15 protein-coding genes are annotated in these 24,268 nt (G+C 72.4%); 3 read left to right on the forward strand and 12 right to left on the reverse strand.

Annotated elements, in window-relative coordinates; translation table 11 throughout:
• The first annotated feature begins 85 nt into the window (after nucleotides 1–85).
• Both ABEA26_RS01920 and ABEA26_RS01925 read left to right on the forward strand, forming a co-directional pair.
• Entirely contained in the window at nucleotides 86–448 is a 363-nt protein-coding gene (locus ABEA26_RS01920) for a chorismate mutase (protein WP_345588539.1), read from the forward strand.
• 639 nt (nucleotides 449–1,087) lie between these two features.
• Nucleotides 1,088–2,113, forward strand: a complete 1,026-nt coding sequence (locus ABEA26_RS01925; RefSeq protein ID WP_345588541.1) for an LPXTG cell wall anchor domain-containing protein — start codon at nucleotides 1,088–1,090, stop codon at nucleotides 2,111–2,113.
• Between the two features lie 140 nt (nucleotides 2,114–2,253).
• Here ABEA26_RS01925 and ABEA26_RS01930 read toward each other — a convergent pair whose 3' ends face one another.
• The 8 genes from ABEA26_RS01930 to ABEA26_RS01965 all read right to left on the reverse strand — a co-directional run bounded on the left by ABEA26_RS01930 (nucleotide 2,254) and on the right by ABEA26_RS01965 (nucleotide 17,990).
• Complete coding sequence (locus ABEA26_RS01930; RefSeq protein ID WP_345588543.1) at nucleotides 2,254–4,071, reverse strand: GMC family oxidoreductase N-terminal domain-containing protein; 1,818 nt, start codon at nucleotides 4,069–4,071, stop codon at nucleotides 2,254–2,256.
• A 37-nt stretch (nucleotides 4,072–4,108) separates the two neighbouring features.
• Nucleotides 4,109–5,722, reverse strand: coding sequence for a succinic semialdehyde dehydrogenase (locus tag ABEA26_RS01935; protein WP_345588545.1), 1,614 nt, complete (start codon nucleotides 5,720–5,722; stop codon nucleotides 4,109–4,111).
• A gap of 131 nt (nucleotides 5,723–5,853) precedes the next feature.
• A complete protein-coding gene (locus tag ABEA26_RS01940; RefSeq protein ID WP_345588546.1) occupies nucleotides 5,854–7,578 on the reverse strand; it encodes a serine/threonine-protein kinase in 1,725 nt (574 codons plus the stop codon).
• A gap of 81 nt (nucleotides 7,579–7,659) precedes the next feature.
• Complete coding sequence (locus tag ABEA26_RS01945) at nucleotides 7,660–8,847, reverse strand: serine/threonine-protein kinase (protein ID WP_345588563.1); 1,188 nt, start codon at nucleotides 8,845–8,847, stop codon at nucleotides 7,660–7,662.
• 164 nt (nucleotides 8,848–9,011) lie between these two features.
• Nucleotides 9,012–10,769, reverse strand: coding sequence for a serine/threonine-protein kinase (locus ABEA26_RS01950; protein WP_345588548.1), 1,758 nt, complete (start codon nucleotides 10,767–10,769; stop codon nucleotides 9,012–9,014).
• A 145-nt stretch (nucleotides 10,770–10,914) separates the two neighbouring features.
• Nucleotides 10,915–13,818 carry a protein kinase gene (locus tag ABEA26_RS01955; RefSeq protein ID WP_345588550.1) on the reverse strand — a complete coding sequence of 968 codons (2,904 nt, stop codon included), beginning with the start codon at nucleotides 13,816–13,818 and terminating at the stop codon, nucleotides 10,915–10,917.
• A 153-nt stretch (nucleotides 13,819–13,971) separates the two neighbouring features.
• Nucleotides 13,972–16,089 (reverse strand): serine/threonine-protein kinase, encoded by a 2,118-nt coding sequence (locus ABEA26_RS01960; protein WP_345588564.1) that lies wholly within the window; start codon nucleotides 16,087–16,089, stop codon nucleotides 13,972–13,974.
• 194 nt (nucleotides 16,090–16,283) lie between these two features.
• A complete protein-coding gene (locus tag ABEA26_RS01965) occupies nucleotides 16,284–17,990 on the reverse strand; it encodes a glycerol-3-phosphate dehydrogenase/oxidase (protein WP_345588552.1) in 1,707 nt (568 codons plus the stop codon).
• 317 nt (nucleotides 17,991–18,307) lie between these two features.
• Here ABEA26_RS01965 and ABEA26_RS01970 point away from each other — a divergent pair, with 317 nt between their 5' ends.
• Complete coding sequence (locus ABEA26_RS01970) at nucleotides 18,308–19,516, forward strand: nucleotide sugar dehydrogenase (RefSeq protein ID WP_345588553.1); 1,209 nt, start codon at nucleotides 18,308–18,310, stop codon at nucleotides 19,514–19,516.
• 129 nt (nucleotides 19,517–19,645) lie between these two features.
• Here ABEA26_RS01970 and ABEA26_RS01975 read toward each other — a convergent pair whose 3' ends face one another.
• The 4 genes from ABEA26_RS01975 to ABEA26_RS01990 all read right to left on the reverse strand — a co-directional run bounded on the left by ABEA26_RS01975 (nucleotide 19,646) and on the right by ABEA26_RS01990 (nucleotide 24,070).
• A complete protein-coding gene (locus ABEA26_RS01975; RefSeq protein WP_279560307.1) occupies nucleotides 19,646–20,770 on the reverse strand; it encodes a GuaB3 family IMP dehydrogenase-related protein in 1,125 nt (374 codons plus the stop codon).
• 165 nt (nucleotides 20,771–20,935) lie between these two features.
• A complete protein-coding gene (guaB, locus tag ABEA26_RS01980; protein ID WP_345588557.1) occupies nucleotides 20,936–22,441 on the reverse strand; it encodes an IMP dehydrogenase in 1,506 nt (501 codons plus the stop codon).
• A gap of 149 nt (nucleotides 22,442–22,590) precedes the next feature.
• Nucleotides 22,591–23,178 (reverse strand): sigma-70 family RNA polymerase sigma factor, encoded by a 588-nt coding sequence (locus ABEA26_RS01985; protein WP_345588558.1) that lies wholly within the window; start codon nucleotides 23,176–23,178, stop codon nucleotides 22,591–22,593.
• A 280-nt stretch (nucleotides 23,179–23,458) separates the two neighbouring features.
• On the reverse strand, nucleotides 23,459–24,070 hold the full coding sequence (locus tag ABEA26_RS01990; RefSeq protein WP_003948568.1) for a response regulator transcription factor: 612 nt from the start codon (nucleotides 24,068–24,070) through the stop codon (nucleotides 23,459–23,461).
• Between the last annotated feature and the right edge of the window lie 198 nt (nucleotides 24,071–24,268).

Consider the following 24,268-nt stretch of genomic DNA (forward strand, 5'->3'; position numbering starts at 1 on the left):
CGGGCCGACAAGGCCCGGGGCGTCTGGCGTTTCCGGGTCCTGTCGCTCCGGGGGCACCACCGTCCTTCGACGAGGAGCCACCGACATGACCGTCACCGCAGCAGCAGACAAGAGCACCACGGCCGACACGAGCACCGCGGCGGGCACGAGCACCGCGGCGGGCACGAGCACCGCGGCGGAAAAGACCGGCGCCCGCACTGCCGAGGCCGCCGGTGTGATCACCGGCGCTCGTGAACGCATCGACGCCCTCGACGACCGGATCATCGGGCTGATCCAGGAACGGATGGCCGTCTCGGCCGTCATCCAAGAGGCGCGCATCGCCTCCGGCGGCCGGCGCGTGAACCTCTCCCGCGAGATGGAGGTCCTCGACCACTACCGCCAGGCGCTGGGCCGGCCGGGTACGGCGCTGGCGATGACGACGCTGGAGCTGTGCCGGGGACGCGTCTGAGTGTCGTAGGTCAGTTCGGGCGCCTTCTCACCCGTACGGCGCGTGACCAGGAGGCGAGCGGCATCGTTGGTCCCGGTGTCCGTGTCAGCCAGGTGCGGGCCCGAAAGAACCACGCGTGGCTCGCTGGAGCGATGAGACGGACGGCCGTGCCGTACGTCGTGGGACCTCGCTCCAGGAAAGTGACCGGACGGCAGGGGACAGCAGCCCGGTCACCCTAGAGAACGGCCGGCTCCGGGGACGCCCGGGGCCGGCCGACGGGGCGGCCTAGTCCCCCTCGGCCCACTCAACTGCATTGCCATTCGAAGCTGGCGGCGCAACCCCCCGGCGCCGCTTCCGAGGCACCGGCGACGCCCTGACGCCGGTGCTGGCTGAGGAAGGGCCCCGCGGCGCACATCCCGCGGGGCCCTTCGCCATGCCGGCTCCTGCCCCGCCTGCCCCGCCTGCCCCGCCTGCCCCGCCTGTCGGAGTGACGCAGGCCACATAAAGGTTCTGTGAGTTCGGGGGCAACCATTCACAGGTTTCACTGATCAAACAGGCGTACGGACCGAACCAAGGGCCACACCCGCGCCCCACACGCGGAGGCCTCCCTGACTCTCCCGTATCGCCGCACGCGGTACGCCCGGACCACCTGAGGTCTTCATGAAGCTTCGTCGCGCCATGGCGGCAGCGGCCGCCACGGCAGTGATCACCCCGGTCGCGCTGCTCGCCTCCCCGGCCGCCTACGCGGACGGTGACGCGTCACCGTCCCCGACCGCCACGTCCAGCAGCACTTCCACGGGCGAACCGACCACGGACCCGTCCACCGGGGCGTCCCCGTCCCAGAGCGAGTCGACGAGCGAGACCACGACCGCTCCGAGCGCCTCGGTGAGCACGTCCGCGAGCGAGACGGCCGGCGAGGGCACTCCCACTCCCAGCCAGTCGGAGACGAGCGCGACCGCGACCGCGGACCCGTCGCCGAGCACCTCCGCTCCCGAGGAGACGAAGACCCCGGACCCCGAGCCGTCCGTGTGCGAGGACACCAAGGTCGACGTCAACATCGCGGGCCTGCCCGGCAAGATCGCGGTGGGCACCGGCTGGCACAAGTTCTCGCTGAACGTGGCCAACAACTCCGACTCCACGCTCCAGAACCTCGAGTACCTGGCCGGCGCGTCCGCCGACCGGAACGGCGAGAAACTGTTCGAGAGCAAGAAGGTCAGCCTCCAGGCCTGGAACCCCGGCGACAAGGTCTGGGAGGACCTCAACGACATCGGCTACGCGGTCGGCTACATCGGTTACACCGACGAGCTGGCGCCCGACTACGAGGTCCACATCCCGATGCGGATCAACGTGAAGGCCTCCGCCCCCGTCGGCGCCGGCTTCACCCTCGGCGCCACCATCTACGGTGACGCGGACGGCGAGTGCACCGGCTTCGGTGACGTCGCCTACAAGTTCCAGATCGTGGCCGCCGGCACGGACACGGAGGGCACCAAGCCGCAGGAAGGCGGCAAGGCTCCCGTCAGCGTGGACAAGCCGTCGAGCGACACGCCGCAGGTCACCGGCAGCCTCGCCGAGACCGGCTCCAGCTCCGCGCTGCCGACGATCGGGCTCGTCGGCGGACTCGCCGTCGTCCTCGGTGGCGGCGCGGTGTTCGCGATGCGGCGCCGTAAGACCGGCGCCGAGGCGTAACCGGCGGGGCCGGCACGGCCCGCCTCAAGACGGGAAGGACCTGCGCTCGGAGGGGGGCGCAGGTCCTTCTGCGTGTTCCGTGCGGGTGCCCGTGTGTTCCGTGCAGGTGCCCGTGTGTTCCGTGCGGGTGACCGCTTCCGCTACTTCTTCGGAGGCACCGTCGGTATCCCCAGGAACGGAAGCCGCAGCGCCCCGAAGGCCTCCGCCGGGACCGCCGGGGACCTGGGCTCGACGGCGGCCAGGCGCTCGTACGCCGTTCCCTGGGCCGGGCGCGGGTCGCTCTCGCCCCTGTTCGGCCAGTACGACATCGCCCGCTCGGCCTGTGCCGTGATGGTCAGGGACGGGTTGACGCCCAGGTTCGCCGAGATCGCGGCGCCGTCGACGACCGAGATGCCGGGGTGGCCGTAGAGCCGGTGGTACGGGTCGATGACGCCGCTCTCCCGGGAGGCGCCGATCGGGCAGCCGCCCAGGAAGTGCGCGGTGAGCGGGGTGCCCATCAACTCGCCGACGTTGGAGCCGGCGAAGCCGTTGATCTCGGCCGCGAGGGCCGAAGCGCCCTCCGTCGCGGCCCTGATCTGCTTGGGGTTGGGCGAGCCGTGGCCCTGGTGGGCGGTGAGCAGGCCCTTGCCGACGCCCGTCGGTTTCAGGTGGGTCGTCAGGGAGTTGTCCAGCGACTGCATCACCAGGCCGATGATGGTCCGCTCCGACCAGCGTCGTTTGGACAGGGAGCGCAGGGCCAGCGAAGGATGCCTGACCGCGTGGCCCAGGAAGCCCAGGACACGGGACGCGCCCGAGGCGGACTGCCCGGCGTACGGGACCTGGAGGATGGACAGGCCGCCCATCGAGTTGGATCCCTTGCCGTAACGGACCGGCTCGATGTGGGTGTTGGCGTCCGGGTGGATCGAGGACGTGATGGCGACACCGCGTGTGAAGTCGGCCCGCGACTCGCCGGTGGCCCTGCGGTAGCGCCGGTCGTCGGTCTGTGCGCCGACCAGGGCCTCGGAGTTGGTGCGGGTCAGCTCGCCGAGCCTGTCGGACAGGTGCGGAAGCTGCCCGTTGGCCTTCATGCGGTGCAGCAGGGTCTGGGTGCCGTAGGTGCCGGCGGCCAGGACGACCCGGCGGGCCGTGAAGGTGCGGCCCGTCCCCTTCTTCCGGCGGTCGGTGGGGAGGGTGGCGATCGCGAATCCGCCGCGCGAGTCCTCGGTGACCGAGACGGCCGTCGTCATGGGATGCACGACGGCGCCCGCCTTCTCGGCGAGGTGGAGGTAGTTCTCGTTGAGGGTGTTCTTCGCACCGTGGCGGCAGCCGGTCATGCATTCGCCGCACTCGTTGCACGCCTTGCGGTCGGGGCCCGCGCCGCCGAAGTAGGGGTCGGCCACCCGCTCGCCCGGCTTCGCCCTGGTCGCGCCGTCGGCGTCGTCGCCGTCGCCGAAGAAGACGCCGACCGGCGCCATGTGGAAGGTGTCGCCGACGCCCAGCCGCTCGGCGGCGGCCTTCAGGTGCACGTCGGAGGGGGTCATCGTCGGGTTGAGGCGAACGCCGAGCATCCGCCGGGCCTGGTCGTAGTACGGCGTCAGCTCGTCGTGCCAGTCGGTGATGCCACGCCACTGGGGGTCGTCGAAGAAGGGCTGCGGCGGCACGTAGAGGGTGTTGGCGTAGTTGAGGGAGCCGCCGCCGACCCCGGCACCTGCCAGGACCATGACATTGCCGAGCAGGTGGATGCGCTGGATGCCGAACATGCCGAGCTTGGGGGCCCAGAGGTAGTTCCTCAGGTCCCAGGAGTTCTTCGGCAGCGACTCCCGGGTGAAGCGGCGGCCCGCTTCCAGGACCCCGACCCGGTATCCCTTCTCCGTCAGGCGGAGGGCGGACACGGAGCCGCCGAAGCCGGAGCCCACGACAAGGACGTCGTAGTCGTACCCGTTCTCGTCCCGGGTCTGGACGGACTTCTCCTGCGACACGTGCTCTCCTCGTCGAGAACGGGCGTTGGTTGGGAAATCAGCGGAGGCGGAAGGCCTTCATCAGGCGCAGGCTCCGGCTCATGAAGGCCGCGTACGCGGCGTCGTCCATCCCCAGCGACGGCGCCATCGGCAGCAGCCGCTGGTGGGCGACCGTCTGGGCCTCGGTGTACTTGAGGATCCCCTCGGAGCCGTGCCGGCGGCCGAGGCCGGAGTCCTTCATGCCGCCCATCGGGGACTGGACGCTGCCGTAGGCGGACGCGTAGCCCTCGTTGATGTTGACCGTGCCGGTGCGCAGGCGGGTAGCGACGCCGCGGCCGCGCCGGGCGTCCTTCGTCCAGACCGAGGAGTTCAGACCGTACGGCGTGGAGTTGGCGTGTTCGACCGCCTCGTCCTCGGTCCTGAACCGGTAGACGGAGACGACCGGGCCGAAGGTCTCCTCGGTGCACACGGTCATGGGGGCCGCGACCCCGTCGAGGATGGTCGGTTCGTAGAAGTACGGGCCGATGTCCGGGCGGGCGACGCCGCCGGCGACGAGCTTCGCGCCCCGCTCCACGGCGTCCGCCACATGAGCCTTCACGGTCTCCAGCTGCCGCTCCCCCACCAGCGAGCCCATGTCGGCGCCGTAGGAGAGGGAGGTACCGAGCCGCATGGCCTTCGTGCGGGCGGCGAAGCGGTCCAGGAAGGCGTCGACGACCGACTCGTGGACGTAGAGCCGCTCGATGGAGATGCAGAGCTGGCCGGCGGAGGAGAAGCACGCGCGGACGGCGCCCGCGGCGGCCTTCTCGACGTCGGCGTCCTGGAGGACCAGCATGGCGTTCTTCCCGCCGAGTTCGAGTGAGACGCCGACCAGGCGGGCGGCGGCGCCCTGGGCGACCTCGCGGCCGGTACGGGTGGAGCCGGTGAAGGAGACGTAGTCGGCGTGCCTGACGACCTCGGGGCCGACGACCGGGCCGTCGCCGAGGACGACCTGGAAGACCTCGGCGGGCAGCCCGGCCTCGATGAGCAGGTCACGGGCCCACAGGGCGGTCAGGCAGGTCTCGGTGTCGGGCTTCATGACGACCGCGTTGCCCGCGACGAACGCGGGGAGCGCGTCACCGACGGACAGCTCCAGCGGATAGTTCCAGGGGGCGATCTGGCCGACGACGCCGCGCGGATGACGCAGCTCGGTGACCTTCGTCAGGGTCGGTACGGCTCCGGTGTGCCGCTTGGCCCGCAGGTAGGCGGGGGCCTTGCGGCCGTAGTGCCGGGCGGCGACGGCGACGGCCTGGACCTCCTCGTGGGCGTGCAGGCGGGCCTTGCCGGTCTCCAGCTGGATGAGGTCGAGGACCTCGGCCTGGCGTTCGAGGACCAGGTCGTGGAACCGCAGCAGGACGGCGGCGCGCTGCCGTACCGGGACGCGCGCCCACACGACCTGGGCGGCGCGGGCCCGCTCGAAGGCGCCGGCCACGTCCTCGGGCGTCGACTCGGGCAGGTCGGCCAGCTTCTCACCGGTGAACGGCGTGTGGTTGGCGGTGCGGCCGGAGCCGGCCACGCCCTTGGTGAGCTGGGCGACCAGCTCGGGCGTGACCACGTCGGCAGCGGTGCGGGCGCCCTCGGGGGCGGGGGCGAGAGGGTTCGTGCCGGTCAGTTCCGGGGCGTGCGCGTCCGTCATGAGCCGCAGGGTATGACGCCGCGAGGGCTTTGTGTACCCGTCGGTAATCGGGATTCACCGAGTGCTCACACAACGCCAGTGATCGCTGGCAACAAACCCGCTGATCAGCGCGTTACGGGGCGAGACTGCCCTCAGGAATTCCCGACCTCCCAGTTGGCGACCACCGTCCGGGCGATCTCGCGTCCCTCGTCGACGAAGTAGCCGCTGCCGGGGTAGTCGATCGAGACCCGGTAGTTGTCGCCGTTCTCGGCCGTGTAGTAGAGCACGTGGTACTCGCGGTCACGTGGGTTCTGCGAGTCCGTGGTCGTGTATTCGATGGTGTTCTCGGCGGCCTTGTCGCCCTTGTACTCGGTCTCGACCGGTTCGCCCTTGGGAGCGGGAGCGTCCGCGATGTCCTGGGAGTAGTCGCCGTCCTTGAGCCTGTCCCAGTCCGACCAGGCGTGGGCGCTCGCGGTGGCGGGGAAGTCGCCGTCCTCGTCGTCGGCCTTGATGTCCCGGTCCACGTGGACGACGACCATCCCGCTCGGGTCGGTGAACGTCTCGTTGGTGCCGTCCCAGCCGTCGGCGTGCTCCTTCGGCTTCACGAAGTCGGCCGGCACCGCGACGCTCATGCCCGCCTTGTCGGGGAGTTCGTGCTGCTTCCAGCCCTCGGGCAAGGGCCCCGCGAAGGGGGCCGCGACCACCAGGTACGACGCCACGGCCGCCGCGACGACCACCACGCCGAGGGTGATCCACGCGTTGCGGCCCAGCCGGACGCTCCACCTGGACCCCGGCCCGGACGGTCCGTGCCCCTCGGCGACCCGTACGACCTGGGTGGGCGCCGGTGCCGGCGGGTTCGCGGCGGCGTCCAGCAGGGTCCGGACCCGGGCGGCGTCCGGGCGGCGCGCCGGGTCCTTGTCCAGCAGGCCCGTGATGACCTCGGCCAGCGGCCCCCGCGCCGAGGCGGGCGGCGCGGGCGCGGCGTTGAGCACGGACTGGAGCGTGGCGGGGGTGTTGCTGCGGCGGAACGGCGAGACGCCCTCCGTCGCCGCGTACAGCAACACGCCCAGCGACCACAGGTCGCTCGCGGGGCCCGGGCGCCGGCCCAACACCCGTTCCGGGGCGATGTACTCGGGCGAGCCGACGAAGCCGCCGGTGTCGGTCAGGTTGGTCTCGCCCTCGATCTGGGCGATGCCGAAGTCGGTGAGGACGACCCGGTCGTGCCGGCCGAGCAGTACGTTGTCCGGTTTCACGTCGCGATGCAGGATGCCGGCCGCGTGCGCGGCCTCCAGCGCGCCGAGCACCTCCAGACCGACCCTGGCCGCCTCGCGCGCGTCCAGCGTGCCCTCCTGCAACGCGTCGCCCAGCGTGCGGCCCCGGACCAGCTCCATCACGATCCACGGCTGGTCGTCGACCACGGCCACGTCGTGCACGTTGACCACGGCGGGGTGGTCCAGCCGGGCCGCGGCGCGCGCCTCGCGACGCATCCGTTCGAAGGCGTTGTCCCGTTCGCGTTCGGGGAGGTGGTCGGGTACGCGGGGCTCCTTGACGGCGACCTCGCGGTCCACGGTCTCGTCCTTGGCCCGCCACACCGTGCCCATGCCGCCGTGCCCGAGCTTGGCGGTCAGCCGGTAGCGGCCGGCGATGAGCCGCCCGGCGCCCGGGTCCTGCGTGGGCGACTTGGCGGGTCCGGGGCGCGGTGCCGACGGGGACGGGGACACCGACTGCGGCGACGGTGACGACTGGTGCGGCACGACCTGGGTGGGCGCCGCGTACGGGTTGCCGGGATGCGGCACGGCGACGGGCGGATTCGGTGGTTGCAGGTCGAAACTCGTCGGCTCGTCCGACCCGTTGCGGGGTCCCCCGTTGCTGCTCATGGGTCCATCCATATCGCGCCGGAGGTGTCCGAATCCACCACCCGTGGCCCGCGGTCACAGACCCGTGACGCGCGCCGCCGCTTATCTCCTGTTTAGGTGCGTTGCGGGTGACTCCGAGGGGGACACGGACGCGAAGGAAGCCCCCGAGGACATATCGGAGGTGACGTCGGGGGAGCCCCCGGAGGAGACCCCGGACGGAGACGTCGGCCCCGTCGTCGGCCCCGTCGTCGGCGTCACGGGTGCCGAACTCGTCGGCGTACTGCCCCCGCCTCCGCCTCCGCCTCCGCCTCCGCCGCCGCCGTCGCCGCCGTCCGCGAGCAGTGCCGCCGCCGTGACTCCCGCGCCCGCCGCCGCGACGACCAGCAGCACCGCCATGAGCACGCCCCGCGACACGCGCCGGGGCTCACCGCTGCCGGGCGGCGCGGGCGTACGGCCCGTGGCCAGGAAGGCGCTCAGCATCCGTTCCGCCTCCGCCGCGTCCAGCCGCCGTTGCGGGTCGCGTTCCAGCAGGCCCCGCACGACCGGGAGGATGGGCCCTGCCTGTGCGGGCGGGCGGATCTCCTCGGTGACCACGGCGTGCAGGACACCGCCCAGCGAGTCCCGGTGGAAGGGCGAGGCGCCGCTGAGGACCGCGCACAGCAGCACGCCCAGCGACCACAGGTCGGACTCCGGTCCGGTCCCGGCGCCGGACATCCGTTCGGGGGCGGTGTACTCGGGGGAACCGACGAAGGAGCCGGTCTCGGTGAGGGTGGTGGCGCCCGCCACCTGGGCCACGCCGAAGTCCGTGAGGACGACCCGGCCGTCCTCGGCCACCAGCACGTTCGACGGTTTCACGTCCCGGTGCAGGATGCCGGCCGCGTGCGCGGTGCCCAGGGCGTCGAGCAGGGCGATGCCGATCCGGGCCGCCTCCGTGGCGTCGACCGGGCCCTGGCCGAGGACGCGGTCGGCGAGCGAGCCGCCGTCGACCAGTTCCATGACCATGTACGCACGTTCGTCGTCCTCGACGACGTCGTGCACGACGATGACGTGAGGGTGCCTCAGCTGGGCCACCGCGCGAGCCTCGCGCAGAGTGCGCTCACGGCGTCGCCGGGCCTCGGCCGCCGAGAGGGTCTCGTCGAGAGGGAGCACCTTCACGGCCACCTCGCGCGCGAGCAGTTGGTCGGTCGCCCGCCACACGATGCCCATGCCGCCGCGGCCGAGCCGCTCATGGAGCTGGTAACGGCCCGCGATGACACGCCCGCCCGCCCCCTCGGTCATCATGCGTCCCATCATGCCCCACCGGACGGGCCCGCTCCGGGCCGCCGCGACCCGGGTGGCCGACAACCGACGGGCTCTCGGACGCGATTGCGACGGTATCCGGCCGTCACACGGCGCGGTTCGGGCGGTCGGGCACTCATGCACTCATGCACTCAGGCGCTCAGGCACTCACGCGCTCAGGCGGTCTTCTCCTGCCAGCTCTGCAGCACCGTCCGGAACTGCTGCCGCGTGGTCTCCCAGTCATCGACGGGCCCCGCCATGAAGATGACGTACTCGACGCCGTCCCGGGACATGTACGTCTCCTCGACGGCGCGGCGCGGCCCGGGGAACTCGGTGTCCTTCGGCAGCGCGGTCCAGGTGTACTCCCAGCGGGCACTGTCGTGGTCACGGTAGGTGGTCCGTTCCAGGCCGACACGCCGGTAGTCGACCAGCCGCTGCTGGAGCTGCAGATCGAGGTCGAGCTGGTGGGCGTACGGGTCGTTGTAGTCGGGGGCGGTGTCGACGGCGATGCGGACGAAGTGGTTGCCGTTGTCGGGGGTGTAGTCGATCTGCTGGAGCTCGCCGTCCTCGTCGAATGGCACCCGCTGCCAGTCCTCGGGCAGGGAGAGGCTGAAACCCACCGGGTCGTCCCGGCGGACCCAGCCGGCCGGGACGGAACCGCCGGGGTTCTTGCCGGGGGTGGCGGAGGCGGAAGGAGAGGGAGAGGGAGAGGAGGACGGGGAGTCGGTGGTGCCCGGACCCGCCTCCGTGCCGTCCTGGCCCCGCTGTTGCAGCAGCACGGCGGTGCCCGCGCCGATGAGGGCGGCGACGGCGAGGACCAGGGCGAGCGTGCGCAGGCGGCGCCGCCGGGAGCGTTGCGGGACGCCGCCGGCCGGCGTGTACCCGGCGGGTGTGTGGCCCATCGGCACGGGGCCACCCGCCGTCGGACCGGCCGTCATCGGACCGGCAACCGTCGGACCGACCGCCGTAGGGCCGACCGCAGGGGGGCCGGCCATCGGCTGGTACGGCGTCGCGGGGGCCCCGCCCGCCGGCCCCGGTGTCCCGGGGTGGGGCGTGTCGCTCTGTCCCCGTGATCCCGAGTACCACGTCGTCGGCACGTACGCCTGGGCCGCGTTCGAACGCCGTCCCTCCGCCGCCTCCGCGAGCATCTGCTCGGTCTCGGTAACGTCGGGCCGCGTGGCGGGCTCCTTGCGCAACAGCGCGCTGATGACGGGCCCGAGCGGTCCGGCGTACCCGGGCTCGGTGGCCTCCTCCTCGACGACCGCCTGCATGGTGGTGAGCGGTGACGTGCGGCGGAACGGCGACCTGCCCTCCACCGCCGTGTACAGCGTCGCGCCGAGCGCCCACAGGTCGGAGGCGGGGCCGGGATCGTGGCCGCGGACCCGCTCGGGCGCCAGGTAGTCGACGGAGCCGACGACCTCACCGGTCCGCGTGATGGTGGAGTCGCCCTCGATCTGCGCGATGCCGAAGTCGGTGAGGAGGACCCGGCCGTCGTCGGCGAGGAGCACGTTGCCGGGCTTGACGTCGCGGTGCAGGACTCCGGCGGTGTGCGCGGCGCGCAGGGCCCGCAGCACCCACAGTCCGATACGGGCCGCCTCCCGTGGCTCGACCCGGTCGTCCTCCTTCACCGCATCGGCCAGCGAGCGGCCCTCGACCAGCTCCATCACGATCCAGGGCCGGCCGTCGTGTTCGAGTACGTCATGCACGGTGACGACGGCCGAGTGGTTGATCCGCGCCGCCGCGCGTGCCTCGCCCCGAGTGCGTTTCAGCAGGATCGCCTGGTCGCTCTCGGAGACGTAGAGTGCGGCGGTCAGCTCCTTGATGGCGACAGTCCGGTGCAGCACCTCGTCGTGCGCGCGCCACACCCGGCCCATGCCGCCGCTGCCGATGGTCTCGCCGAGCCGGTAACGGCCCGCGACGAGCCGGCCCTGCATCTGATTCACGTTGCCCCGCAATGCTCTTGTCAGGGCCAGACTAGGGACCGGACCGCGCCCGGGGAACGGGTGGGGTGCCCTGGGAACCGCTCTGTGACGGTTGTCGCTTTCCGTGCAAGGAGGCAACCATCGGGCCGAACTGCCGTCAGCCCGTGTACTGGTAGGTCGCCGAGGCCTGCTCGAACAGCCGGGTCACCTCATCGCGCTCCGCCTCCGGGCCGCGCACCTGCAGCACGTGGTAGCGCCCGTCGATCAGCGTCGCGAGGTTACGCACGTACAGCTCGCCACCGTCGGCGGCGGACCAGGTGAACTGCCCCTGCACCATGGTCCGTCCACCGACCTCGATGGTCTTCAGTCCGCTGGAGGTGGCCCAGCTGGAGGCGCGGTACGACTCCAACTCCGGCTCGCTGTCGCGCTGGTAGGCCATCGGGTCGTCGCCGTACTCGGACGCGCGATCCCGGCCCGGTACGACGATGAGCTCGAAGTCGCCCTTGGCGTAGACGACCTGGCCGCTGCCGTTGCGGGGCGTGCGGTCCCAGCCCTCGGCGACGGCGACGCGGAATCCCTCGGCGTCCTTGCGCAGTGTGAATCCGTCGGCGACGTCGGGGTCGTTGGTCTGCGTCCCGGTGGAGCCGCTCTCCGTCCGAGAGGCGCTGGGGTCGGACTTCGGGGACGACTGCTCCGGCCGGGGCTCGCTGCTGACGTCCGGGGAGCGTTCGGGCGGCGCCGGGCTCGCCTCGCCGGCGGCGCCCGTACGGTCGGTGGCCCCGGTGCCGCTCGTGTCGCCCTTCGGCATGAAGAACATCGCGTAGGCGACGGCTCCGGCCAGGGCGAGCAGTATCAGCAGGAGCAGTGTCCGGCCGAGACTGCGCGGCGAACGGGGCGTCTCCTGCCGGCCCCGCTTGTGCCGTCCGTGGTGCGCGGGCAGCCCGGCGCGCCGCCTGCGCACCAGCTCACCCCGCCGGCGCACGATGGGCAGTCGGCCGGTCACGGCGGGCGGGGCCGAGATGACGTGCAGGCCGGCCTCCGGTTCGGGCGCGGACCGCACCAGCGACCGCAGCCAGCCGCTCAGCTCCTCGAAGTCGATGCGTTCGGTGGGGTCCTGACGCAGCAGCGACTCCACGACCGGCCGCAGCGGGCCGCACTCCTCGGCGAACGCCGGGGGCTCCGCGCACACGATCTGCACCAGCTCGGCGGTCGACTCCTCCGGGTAGGGCGCGTGCCCCTGTACGGCACGGAAGAGCAGCGCGCCCAGCGCCCACAGGTCGGTGGCGGGTCCGATGGGCGCGGCCAGCTGCCAGTTCTCGTGCACCGGGCCGGCCTGTTCCGGAGCCCAGCGCTCGGTCACCGGCCCGACCACGGCCATCCGCGTCTGGCGTGCCCGTTCGGCAGCGAGTGCGGTGGCCGGGCCGCGCGGTGCGGGGTTGCGTGCGACCGGGTCGTCCCAGTGCCCGGCGGCCGGCCCGGGGCCTCCTGCGGCCGACGCGGCGCCGACGGCCGTTGTCTCGGGACCGGGCTCCGGTCGTGGTGCGCCGGGCCGGGCCCGTCCGGCCGGCGGAGCGAAGGGAGTGGAGGAGGTGGCAGGGTCGGCGGGGGCCGGGCTGCCTGTGGGGCGGGGCGTGGCACCGTGCCAGGAAGTCGTACGTACGCCGTAGGGGTCGTCGATCTGCCCGGGCGGGGCGGCGTCGGACCGGGCCGCCTCGGTGGGCTGCGCGCCGGAGGGGGGCGTGCCGGGTGTGCGGGACCGCTGGGCGGTGTCGGTGTCGCCGTCGGGGGCCGGGCGGGCGCCGGGCAGGGCCGCGCGGCCGTTCTGCGCCTCCTGGACGCGGGCGGCGGCCCGGGCACCGGCGCGGTACGCCGCGATCGCTCCGGCGCGCGCTGCGCGGACGTCTCCGCCGGCGTCGAGCTGCGCCGGGGCGACCCCGGCGGCACCGCCCGGCCTCTGACCCCCGGTCACCGGCAGCCCGCCCACGGTCCGCGCCTCGATGGCGGCCCGCCGGGCGGCCTCGGGATCGGCACCGCCCGGTCCCAGCATCCCGGTCTGCGCATCCCCGGGAGCGGTGTCCCCGAAACCGGCACCTCCGGGACCAGAAAGTTCGGAGCCGGCCCGACCGGGGCCGGGAAGCCCGGGACCGGCACCACCGGGACCAGGAAGCCCCGCCACCGCCACTCCCCCGGCACCCCCGAAACCGGGAAGCCCGGTGCCGGTACCACCGGCCCCGGTACCGGGACCACCCGTCCCAGTACCGGCACCAACGGCCCGGGACCCGGTACCACCCGCACCACCGGGTCCCGAAAGTTCGGCCCCGGTCCCGCCCTCGGCACCGCCGGGACCAAGGGCCCCGTTCTCCGCACCACTCCCCCGGCCGAAGGTCCCGTCTGGGGCGATCGCCGCGGCCCGGTCGTCGTCGTCCTCGGGGGCGGGGACCGGGTCGTACCCGCACAGCGCCTCCTCCGCCGCCCCGACCGCCAGGCCGGTCAGCATCACACGCCCGTCGTCGCAGACGAGCACCGTGCGCGCGGTGATGTTGCGGTGCACCCAGCCGTACGAGTGCAGCACACGCAGTGCCAGGAGGACGTCGGAGGCCACCTCGGCCGCCCGGTACGGCGTCAGCGGCTCCTCGGCGAGCAGGGCGGCCAGTGGCCTGGCGGCCACCAGCTCGCTGACGATCCACAGCGAGCCGCCCTCGGCGAACACGTCGAAGACCTGGTCCAGACGCGGATGGTCGGGGACGGCGGCCGCGGCCTGCGCCGCCGCGACGGCTCGACGTACCACCGGGTCGACGGGCCGGCGGGGGCCGCCGCGCGCGTCCGACTGCCGTCTCCCGGGGTGCCGGACGCCGCCGTCCCGGGCCGTGAAGCCCTCGGGCAGGCCGTCCGCGTCGAGCACCTCGGCCTCGACGACCTCCGGCAGCGGCACCTGGCGGACCAGGACTTCCTGACCGCTGTAGGTGTCGAAGGCCCGGCTCTCGGTGAGTTCGTACTCGTCGGACGGCGGCAGGGGCAGGCGGTAGCGGTCGGCGAGTACCCGTCCCGCATAGTCGTCCACGTCGCCACCCCCGGCAGCCCGTCGGTCAATTCCGTTCGCCCGGCGGGCCGTTCCGGCTGCGTACGGTCCGCGAGCACTCACGATACGTGCCGGAGGCAACCCACAAAGAGGGGATGCCAGATATCGGGCCGCTCAAACCCTGAGCCCCTGGCTTCAGGACTTGGACTGGAAGGTCTTCGTCAGCGTCCGCCAGGTGTCCCGGCGCAGGTCACTGTCCCAGTCCGCGGCCTTCGCGGTGTACATGAGCGCGTAGCCCTGGTGGTCGTTGACAACGAAACCGCGGTCCACGGTCCGGTACTTGGTGCCGCCGTCCGTGTAGGTGAACTCCCAGTCCGCCGCGTTCCAGCCGCGGTAGCCGACCTTCTCTATGCGGATCTTCTTGTACTGGGAGCGGACCATGTACCGCTCCTGGTTCTTCCAGTCCTCGACCGGGTCGCCCTTGGGCGTGGACGTCCAGGCGACGAGCAGCTTCTGCCCCTTGGGGCCGGTGAACCGGTCGCCCGCGGAGCCCGTGGACCGGTACTTCCAGTCCTCGGGCAGTCCGATGCTGTAGCCCTGTTTGCCCTGGTGGGTGGTGTCCGCGCCCTCGTCGTCGCCGGACTCTTCGGCGTCGTCGTCATCGTCCGAGCCGGACCCGGTGCCGGCGTCACCGGACGCGCTCGCTCCGGAGCCCGGAGCGCCGCCCGGGGCCCCGTCCGCCGCCGGATCCGAGGCGGATCCGTCGGTACCGGTCCCGTTCCCCTCACCCTGCCCGGTGTCGCCGCTCGCCGTGGCGGAGGCGACGGCCTTGTCACCGCTTCCGCCATCGGCCGCGTTCTCGTCGCCGCCGCCGAGCGTGAGGGCCAGCACGGTGCCGAGGACGGCGAGCGCCACGACGACGGCGATGATCACCAGTGTCCGGCGGGGCACGACGTCGGTGAGCGGCGCCCTGCGCACGGGCCGGGGCGGCAGGTCCGGCGGCGGTACGACGGGCCAGCCGGACCTACGGGCACCCGCGGGCGCGTTGGACGCGGGCTGCGAGCCCACTCCTGCTGTCACTCCGGGGCCGGTTCCGGCACCCGCACCCGTCACCGGCGTGGTGGCGGAACCCGTCCCGACGGGCCCCTGGGCGGCAGCGGCACCGACGGATCCGGCCGATCCGGAGGTTCCGGCGGAACCAGCCGATCCGGCGGAACCCGGCATGGCTGCCCGGTCGGCCCCGCCCTGCTTGGTACGGGAGGCAGCCGCGGCACCGGCCGCACCCGCCCCCACGGCGGCCTTGCGCACGGAACGCAGTGCCCCGCGCAACCGCTCCCCGGCCTCCTCGCCCCGCTTGCCCCCGGCGCCCGCCGAACCGCCCCGGCGTGGCCGCCCGTCCGGCTGCGGCGGCAGCGGCACCACCTTGGTGGCGTCGGCCGGTTCGGTCTCGGCCGCCCTGTCCGGGGCGTGGATGACCTTGTTGAGCATCGCGCGGGCAGCCGCGTCGTCGAGCCTGTGGGCGGGGTCCTTGTTGAGCAGCCCGAAGATGACGTCCCGCAGCGGGCCGGCGTTCTTCGGTTCCTCCAGGTTCTCCGTCATCACCGCGGTCAGCGTCGCGATCGCGGAGCCCTTGTCGTAGGGCGGAGAGCCCTCCACCGCCGCGTAGAGCAGTCCGCCGAGCGACCACAGGTCGGCGGCCGGCCCCGGCTTGTGGCCACGGGCCCGCTCCGGGGAGATGTAGGAGGGGGCGCCGACCAGCATGCCGGTGGAGGTGATGGAAGGGTCGCCCTCCACCTGGGCGATGCCGAAGTCGGTGAGGACGACCCGGCCGTCCTCGGCGATCAGTACGTTCGACGGCTTCACGTCGCGGTGCAGGATGCCCTCGCGATGCGCGGAGCGCAGGACGTCGAGGACGGCGAGGCCGACCTCCGCCGCGCGCCTCGGCTCCAGCAGGCCGTCCTCACGGATGGCCTCGGCGAGCGACTTGCCCTCGACGAGTTCCATCACGATCCACGGCCGGTCGTCCTCCTCGACCACGTCGAAGACGGTCACGGCGCTGTTGTTGCGGATCCGCGCGATCGCCTTGGCCTCGCGCAGCGTGCGCGTGATCAGGCGCCGCTTCTCCTCCTCGTCGATGTTCCCCGGAAACCGCAGTTCCTTGACGGCGACCGTGCGACCCAGGGTCTCGTCCTCCGCCCGCCACACCGTCCCCATGCCGCCGCGGCCGAGCACGTCTCCCAGCCGGTACCGCCCGGCGAGGAGACGTGCGCTCTTGTCCGTACGGGATGTCCCCGCCCGCTCCGCCTCCGACATGCGTCCCCTCATGCAACCCGCCCTGACAGAGCCTTCATTGTCCCTCACCCGACAAGTGCTCGACGCCCAGGGTGCCTCTGGCGCCGAGCGGGTGAGGGGCGGCTGACACGGCAGGGTGACCCTGCGTCACACCTGCCTCGGCGGCCCCTGCCACCTGCCCTGGCGCGTGCCTCCCGCCTGCCCCGACGGGTGCCCTATCGCGCCACGATGTCCGGCGCTCCCAGGCGGGCCGCGTCTGCCGTCAGGTCGTCCGGCTGGCGCTGCGACTCCCGCTCGGCCTCCACTCGCTTCTCGTAGTGCTGGATCTCCCGTTCGACCTGGTCCCTGCCCCAGCCCAGCACCGGTGCCATCAGTTCGGCGGCCTCGCGGGCGCTGCGCGTGCCCCGGTCGAAGGTCTCGATCGAGATGCGGGTGCGCCGGGTCAGTACGTCGTCCAGGTGCCGCGCGCCCTCGTGGGAGGCGGCGTAGACGACCTCGGCGCGCAGGTAGTCGTCGGCGGCGTGCAGCGGTTCGCCGAGGGAGGGATCGGCGGCGATGAGCTCCAGCACCTCCTCGGCCAAGGCGCCGTACCGGTTCAGCAGGTGCTCCACGCGGACCACGTGCAGTCCGGTGCGCGCGGCGACCCGCGCCCGCGCGTTCCACAGCGCACGGTAGCCCTCGGCGCCGAGCAGGGGCGTGTCCTCGGTGACGCAGTCCGCGACCCGCAGGTCGAGCCCGTGCACCGCCTCGTCCACGGCGTCCTTGGCCATCACCCGGTACGTCGTGTACTTGCCGCCCGCCACGACGACGAGGCCGGGCACCGGGTGCGCGACGGTGTGCTCGCGCGACAGTTTGCTGGTGGCGTCCGACTCACCGGCCAGCAGCGGGCGCAGACCGGCGTACACGCCCTCCACGTCGTCGCGGGTGAGCGGTACGGACAGCACCGAGTTGATGTGTTCCAGCAGGTAGTCGATGTCCGCGCTCGAGGCGGCCGGGTGGGCCTTGTCCAGGTCCCAGCCGGTGTCCGTGGTGCCGATGATCCAGTGCCGGCCCCAGGGGATGACGAAGAGCACGGACTTCTCGGTGCGCAGGATCAGACCGGTGCTGGAGTGGATGCGGTCCTTGGGCACGACCAGGTGGATGCCCTTGGAGGCGCGGACGTGGAACTGGCCGCGCTCGCCCACCATCGACTGGGTGTCGTCGGTCCACACCCCGGTGGCGTTCACTATCTGCTTGGCGTGGATCTCGTACTCGCCGCCCGCTTCGACGTCCTGGACGCGCGCGCCGACCACGCGCTCGCCCTCGCGCAGGAAGGAGGTCACGCGCGCGCGGTTGGCGACCGGCGCGCCGTACGCCGCCGCCGTGCGCACCAGCGTGGCCACGAAGCGGGCGTCGTCCATCTGGGCGTCGTAGTACTGGAGCGCGCCGACCAGCGCGTCCTTCTTCAACGCGGGTGCCACACGAAGGGCGTGACCGCGGCTCAGGTGCCGGTGCACCGGCAGGCCCCGGCCGTGTCCGCGGGCCATCGACATGGCGTCGTAGAGCGCGACGCCGGAGCCGGCGTACAGCCGCTCCCACCCCTTGTGCTGCAAGGGGTACAGGAACGGCACGGGCTTCACGAGATGCGGCGCGAGCCGCTCCAGCAGCAGTCCGCGCTCCTTCAGCGCCTCCCGTACGAGGGCGAAGTCGAGCATCTCCAGATAGCGCAGGCCGCCGTGGATCAGCTTGCTGGACCTGCTGGAGGTGCCCGACGCCCAGTCCCGTGCCTCGACCAGGCCGGTGGACAGGCCGCGCGTCACCGCGTCGAGGGCGGTGCCCGCGCCGACCACGCCGGCGCCCACCACCAGTACGTCAAGCTCGCGCTCGGCCATGGCCGCGAGTGACTCGGCGCGCTGCGCCGGCCCCAGGGTCGCTGTCCTCACTGCTGCCTCCCGCTGTCGGTCGCGTCGGCCGCGCCCGTCGGGGCGAAGCTCGGTTCCTGGTACCCACCATGCCCAGATTCTGACCGACCTGCCCGACATCGGTCGCCGCACAGCCTCAACCTGTGGACAACTTCCCCGCCGACCTGTGGACAACTTCCCCGCAGCTCAGGGTCGCCACCCGACACTCGCCGAAACCCGGCCGATCAATCCCGCAAATCGGTCATATTTACTCCTAGTCTGACGTTGTGCTCGCCCATCCTGTCCACCGGGCTTGCGCACCTGTCCCGCTTCGGTTACTGGGAAGGACGGCCCACGCCATGCCCGCAGATCTCGCCGTCATCGGACTCGGCCCGTACGGCCTGCCCCTGGCCCAGGCCGCCGTCACCGCAGGCATCCCCACCCTCGGCTACCGCACCGGCCCCGAGGCCGACCCGCTCACCCCGGCCGAGGTGCGCCGGATGCTCGCGACGGGCTTCCGTACCCCTGCCGGACCGGCCGAGCTGGGCCGCGTCCGCACCGCCGTCATCTGCGCACCCACCCCACCCGGCGCGGACGGCGGCCTGGACCTCACCCAGGTGGGGGCGGCCGCCCGCACCCTGGCAGCCCACATGCGCCCGCACACCACGGTGATCCTGGAGTCACCCGTGCGGCCGGGGACGACGGAGGAGTTCCTGCGCCCCCTTCTGGAGCGGGGCTCCGGGCTGCGCGCCGGCCGCGACTTCCACCTCGCCTACTCCCCCAGCCGCGTCGACCCCGGCAACCGTGACTTCACCCCGGCCAACACCCCGAAGGTCATCGGCGGCCTCACCCCCGCCTGCACCGAGTCGGCCGCCACCTTCTACGGCCGCCTCACCGACAAGGTCGTACGCGCGCGTGGCCCCCGCGAGGCGGAGACGGTCCAGCTCCTGGAGACAAACTTCCGGCACGTCAACATCGCCCTCGTCAACGAGATGGCCGTCCTCTGCGACGACCTGGGCGTCGACCTGTGGGACGTCCTGCGCTGCGCCGAGACCAAGCCCTTCGGTTTCCAGGCCTTCCGCCCCGGCCCCGGCGTCGGCGGCCACTCCGTCCCGCAGGACCTGACCGGCCAGGCCCCCCACAGCCTGCGCATGGTGGAACTGGCCCAGCAGGTCAACTCCCAGATGCCCCGCTACGTCGTCCAGCGCGCCGCCGCCCTCCTCAACGAGCACGGCAAGTCGGCCCGCGGCGCCCGTGTCCTGCTCCTCGGCGTCACCTACAAGGCCGACCTCGCCGACCAGCAGGCCTCCCCGGCCGAGGAGATCGCGACCCGCCTGATGTCGATGGGCGCCGCCGTCAGCTACCACGACCCGCACGTCCCGTCCTGGAAGGTCCTGGACCGCCCCGTCCCCCGCGCCGACTCGCTCTACGAGACCGCCGCCGACGCCGACCTGACGATCCTCCTCCAGCAGCACCGCACGTACGACCTCCAGGGCCTGTCGGTGAAGGCCCAGCTGCTGCTGGACACGCGGGGGGCGACGCCCACGGGGGCGGCGCACCGGTTGTGAGGAGGGGGCGCGCTGGGTGACCGTGTCACGCGCCCCCGCGTACGCCCCTGAGCATGCGAAAGAGGCCGGTCGCCCCCGTCAGGGGCGACCGGCCTCTTCAGAGCCGTCAGAGCCGTCGGACGACTACCGCTACCGCCGGTGCTGCGAGTCCCCCACCGTCACCTCGACGCGCTGGAACTCCTTCAGCTCGCTGTACCCGGTCGTCGACATCGCCCGGCGCAGCGCGCCGAAGAAGTTCATCGAGCCGTCCGGGTTGCGGGAGGGGCCGGTGAGGATCTCCTCGATGGTGCCGACCGTGCCGAGGTCGACCTTCTTGCCGCGGGGCAGCTCCTCGTTGACGGCCTCCATGCCCCAGTGGTTGCCCCTGCCCGGCGCGTCGGTCGCGCGGGCCAGCGGCGAGCCCATCATCACCGAGTCGGCGCCGCAGGCGATGGCCTTGGGCAGGTCGCCGGACCAGCCGACACCGCCGTCGGCGATGACGTGCACGTACCGGCCGCCGGACTCGTCCATGTAGTCGCGGCGAGCCGCCGCCACGTCCGCCACTGCCGTGGCCATGGGCACCTGGATGCCGAGCACGTTGCGCGTGGTGTGGGCCGCGCCGCCGCCGAAGCCGACGAGGACGCCCGCCGCGCCGGTGCGCATCAGGTGCAGGGCGGCGGTGTAGGTGGCGCAGCCGCCGACGATCACCGGGACGTCCAGCTCGTAGATGAACTGCTTCAGGTTCAGCGGCTCGTGCGAGCCGGAGACGTGCTCCGCGGAGACGGTGGTGCCGCGGATGACGAAGATGTCGACGCCCGCGTCGACGACCGCCTTGGAGAACTGGGCGGTGCGCTGCGGGGAGAGCGCGGCGGCGGTGACCACGCCCGAGTCGCGCACCTCCTTGATGCGCTGCCCGATCAGCTCCTCCTTGATGGGAGCCGCGTAGATCTCCTGGAGGCGGCGGGTCGCGTTGTCCGTGTCCAGCTCCGCGATCTCGTCGAGCAGCGGCTGCGGGTCCTCGTACCGCGTCCAGAGCCCTTCCAGGTTGAGCACGCCGAGGCCGCCCAGCTCGCCGATGCGGATGGCGGTGGCCGGGGAGACGACCGAGTCCATGGGAGCGGCCAGGAACGGCAGCTCGAAGCGGTAGGCGTCGATCTGCCAGGCGATCGAGACCTCCTTCGGGTCCCGCGTACGGCGGCTGGGGACGACGGCGATGTCGTCGAAGGCGTACGCCCGGCGGCCGCGCTTGCCGCGCCCGATCTCGATCTCAGTCACGTCTGTGGCCTTTCCCTGATGCGTTGCAGCGCCTTCCAGTATCCCCGACGGGCGCGGCGGGTCTCCCCGACGGGCACGCCGAGGGCGGCCCCGGATGCTCCCGGGGCCGCCCTGGAAGGCGTTCTGCCTACTTCTTCTGCCTACTTCTTCTGCTTACTTCTCTGCCTACTTGCTGCGGCTGTAGTTCGGTGCCTCGACCGTCATCTGGATGTCGTGCGGGTGGCTCTCCTTGAGACCGGCCGAGGTGATCCGCACGAAGCGGCCCTTCGACTCCATCTCCTCGATCGTCGCCGCGCCCACGTACCCCATGGTCTGGCGCAGACCGCCGACGAGCTGGTGCAGCACGTTGGCCAGCGGGCCGCGGTAGGGCACCTGGCCCTCGATGCCCTCGGGCACGAGCTTGTCGTCGGACGCCACCTCGGCCTGGAAGTAGCGGTCCTTCGAGAAGGACCTGCCCTGGCCACGGGACTGCATGGCGCCCAGGGAGCCCATGCCGCGGTAGGACTTGAACTGCTTGCCGTTGATGAACTGCAGCTCGCCCGGCGACTCCTCGCAGCCCGCGAGCAGGCTGCCCAGCATCACCGTGTCGGCGCCGGCGGCCAGGGCCTTGCCGATGTCGCCCGAGTACTGCAGGCCGCCGTCGCCGATCAGCGGGACGCCCGCGGCGCGGGCCGCGAGGGAGGCCTCGTAGATGGCGGTGACCTGCGGGACGCCGATGCCGGCGACGACGCGGGTCGTGCAGATGGAGCCGGGGCCGACACCGACCTTGATGCCGTCGACGCCGGCGTCGATCAGGGCCTGGGCGCCGTCACGGGTGGCGACGTTGCCGCCGATCACGTCCACGCCGACGCTGGACTTGATCTTCGACATCCAGCTCAGGGCGTTGCTGTTGTGGCCGTGCGAGGTGTCGACGACCAGGAAGTCCACGCCCGCGGCAGCCAGGGCCTGGGCGCGCTCCAGGGCCTCGGGGCTGGCGCCGACGGCGGCGCCGACCAACAGGCGGCCCTCCGCGTCCTTGGCGGCGTGGGGGTACTGCTCGGCCTTGACGAAGTCCTTGACCGTGATGAGGCCCTTGAGGACACCCGCGTCGTCGACCAGCGGAAGCTTCTCGATCTTGTGGCGGCGCAGCAGCCCCATGGCGTCCACACCGGAGATGCCGACCTTGCCGGTGACCAGCGGCATCGGAGTCATGACCTCGCGCACCTGGCGCGCGCGGTCGGACTCGAAGGCCATGTCCCGGTTGGTGACGATGCCGAGCAGCTTGCCGGCCGGGTCGGTGACCGGGACGCCGCTGATGCGGAACTTGGCGCACAGGGCGTCCGCCTCGGCCAGCGTGGCTTCCGGGTGCACGGTGATCGGGTCGGTGACCATGCCGGACTCGGACCTCTTGACGAGGTCGACCTGGTTCACCTGGCCCTCGACGGAGAGGTTGCGGTGCAGCACACCGACACCACCCTGGCGGGCCATGGCGATCGCCATGCGGGACTCGGTCACCTTGTCCATCGCCGCCGAGAGCAGCGGGATGTTGACCCGGACGTTGCGGGAGATGCGGGACGAGGTGTCGACCGCGTTGGGGAGCACCTCGGATGCGCCCGGCAGCAGCAGCACGTCGTCGTAGGTCAGCCCGAGCGTCGCGAATTTCTCGGGCACTCCGTCGACGTTTGCAGTCATGACACCTTCCCCAAATGGCCTTGATCGGTGCGGATGTCCATGCTAACGGGAAGTGGACGTGGCTCATTCCACGATCAAGGCAGCCCGCCGTCTTCGTAGCTTCGTACGCACGGTGGCCGCCACCCCTTCAGGACGCCGGCCGGCGCCGACTACTGCTCTGCCAGGGCCCGCAGCCGGCTCAGCGCCCGGTGCTGGGCGACCCGCACGGCGCCTGGTGACATTCCCAACATCTGCCCGGTCTCCTCTGCGGTGAGCCCGACCGCGATGCGCAGCAGAAGCAGCTCGCGCTGGTTCTGCGGCAGGTTGGCCAGGAGTTTCTTGGCCCAGGCGGCGTCGCTGTTGAGCAGGGCGCGCTCCTCCGGGCCCAGCGAGTCGTCCGGCCGCTCGGGCATCTCGTCGGAGGGGACGGCCGTCGAACCGGGGTGCCGCATCGCCGCGCGCTGGAGGTCGGCGACCTTGTGAGCGGCGATGGCGAAGACGAACGCCTCGAACGGGCGGCCGGTGTCCTTGTAGCGGGGCAACGCGAGCAGCACGGCGACGCAGACCTCCTGAGCGAGGTCCTCGACGAAGTGCCGGGCGTCGCCGGGCAGCCGGGACAGCCGGGTGCGGCAGTAGCGCAGTGCCAGGGGGTGGACATGGGCGAGCAGGTCGTGCGTGGCCTGCTCGTCCCCGTCGACGGCGCGGTGGACGAGCCCACCGACCGTCCCTTGATCAGGGGCCGCCTCGTCGTCACGCATCGGTCCATGGTGCCTTGCGGCTGTCCGATCCGTGGCTCCGTGCCCGTTGTTGTGCACCGAAGCGTTATGAGCAGGTGCGCCGGAACTCATACCCTGCGCCCTCCCCTTCCGCTCGACCGACTCGTCCCCGAGGAACTCCACACCTCAAGGATGCGTCATCCGCGGCGAAACGAGCAGCGGGCACCCGGCGGGTCGCCTTGTCCGCCCCGCCCACCTCGCGATAAGCGGGGCCCATGACGCCCCCGACGGGCCCTTTCGGCCTCCACCACACGGGGTGCCCTCAGCGGACCAGGCCCCACCGGAAGCCGAGCGCGACCGCGTGCGCCCGGTCCGAGGCGCCGAGCTTCTTGAAGAGCCGCCGCGCGTGGGTCTTGACGGTGTCCTCGGAGAGGAACAGCTCACGGCCGATCTCCGCGTTGGAACGGCCGTGGCTCATGCCCTCCAGGACCTGGATCTCACGCGCGGTGAGGGTGGGCGCGGCACCCATCTCGGCCGAGCGCAGCCGGCGCGGGGCGAGCCGCCAGGTCGGGTCGGCGAGGGCCTGTGTGACCGTGGCGCGCAGCTCGGCGCGCGAGGCGTCCTTGTGCAGGTAGCCGCGGGCACCGGCGGCGACCGCGAGGGCCACGCCGTCCAGGTCCTCGGCGACGGTGAGCATGATGATGCGCGCACCGGGGTCGGCGGACAGCAGCCGCCGGACGGTCTCGACGCCGCCCAGGCCGGGCATGCGCACGTCCATCAGAATCAGGTCCGAGCGGTCGGCACCCCAGCGGCGGAGGACTTCCTCGCCGTTGGCGGCCGTCGTCACGCGCTCGACGCCGGGCACGGTCGCGACCGCCCGGCGAAGCGCCTCTCGGGCAAGCGGGGAGTCGTCGCAGACGAGGACGGAAGTCATGGCCGTCCTCCGCAGCTGATGCGCGTCACGTTGAGCCTCCAGGCTGGTACGAAATCGTCACCTGTGCGGTCGACCGTCCCGGACGTCCGCCCGAGCACTTGTTCCTTCAACCGCCTCCGCACTCTCAACGACGGTCACTCGAAAGAGTTACGGGGCTGTGTGTCGTCTTCGGCACTCTACGTGAGGGGACGGCCACGC

The organism is Streptomyces marokkonensis (genome assembly GCF_039539045.1).
In the GTDB taxonomy this organism is placed as follows: Bacteria; Actinomycetota; Actinomycetes; order Streptomycetales; family Streptomycetaceae; genus Streptomyces; species Streptomyces marokkonensis.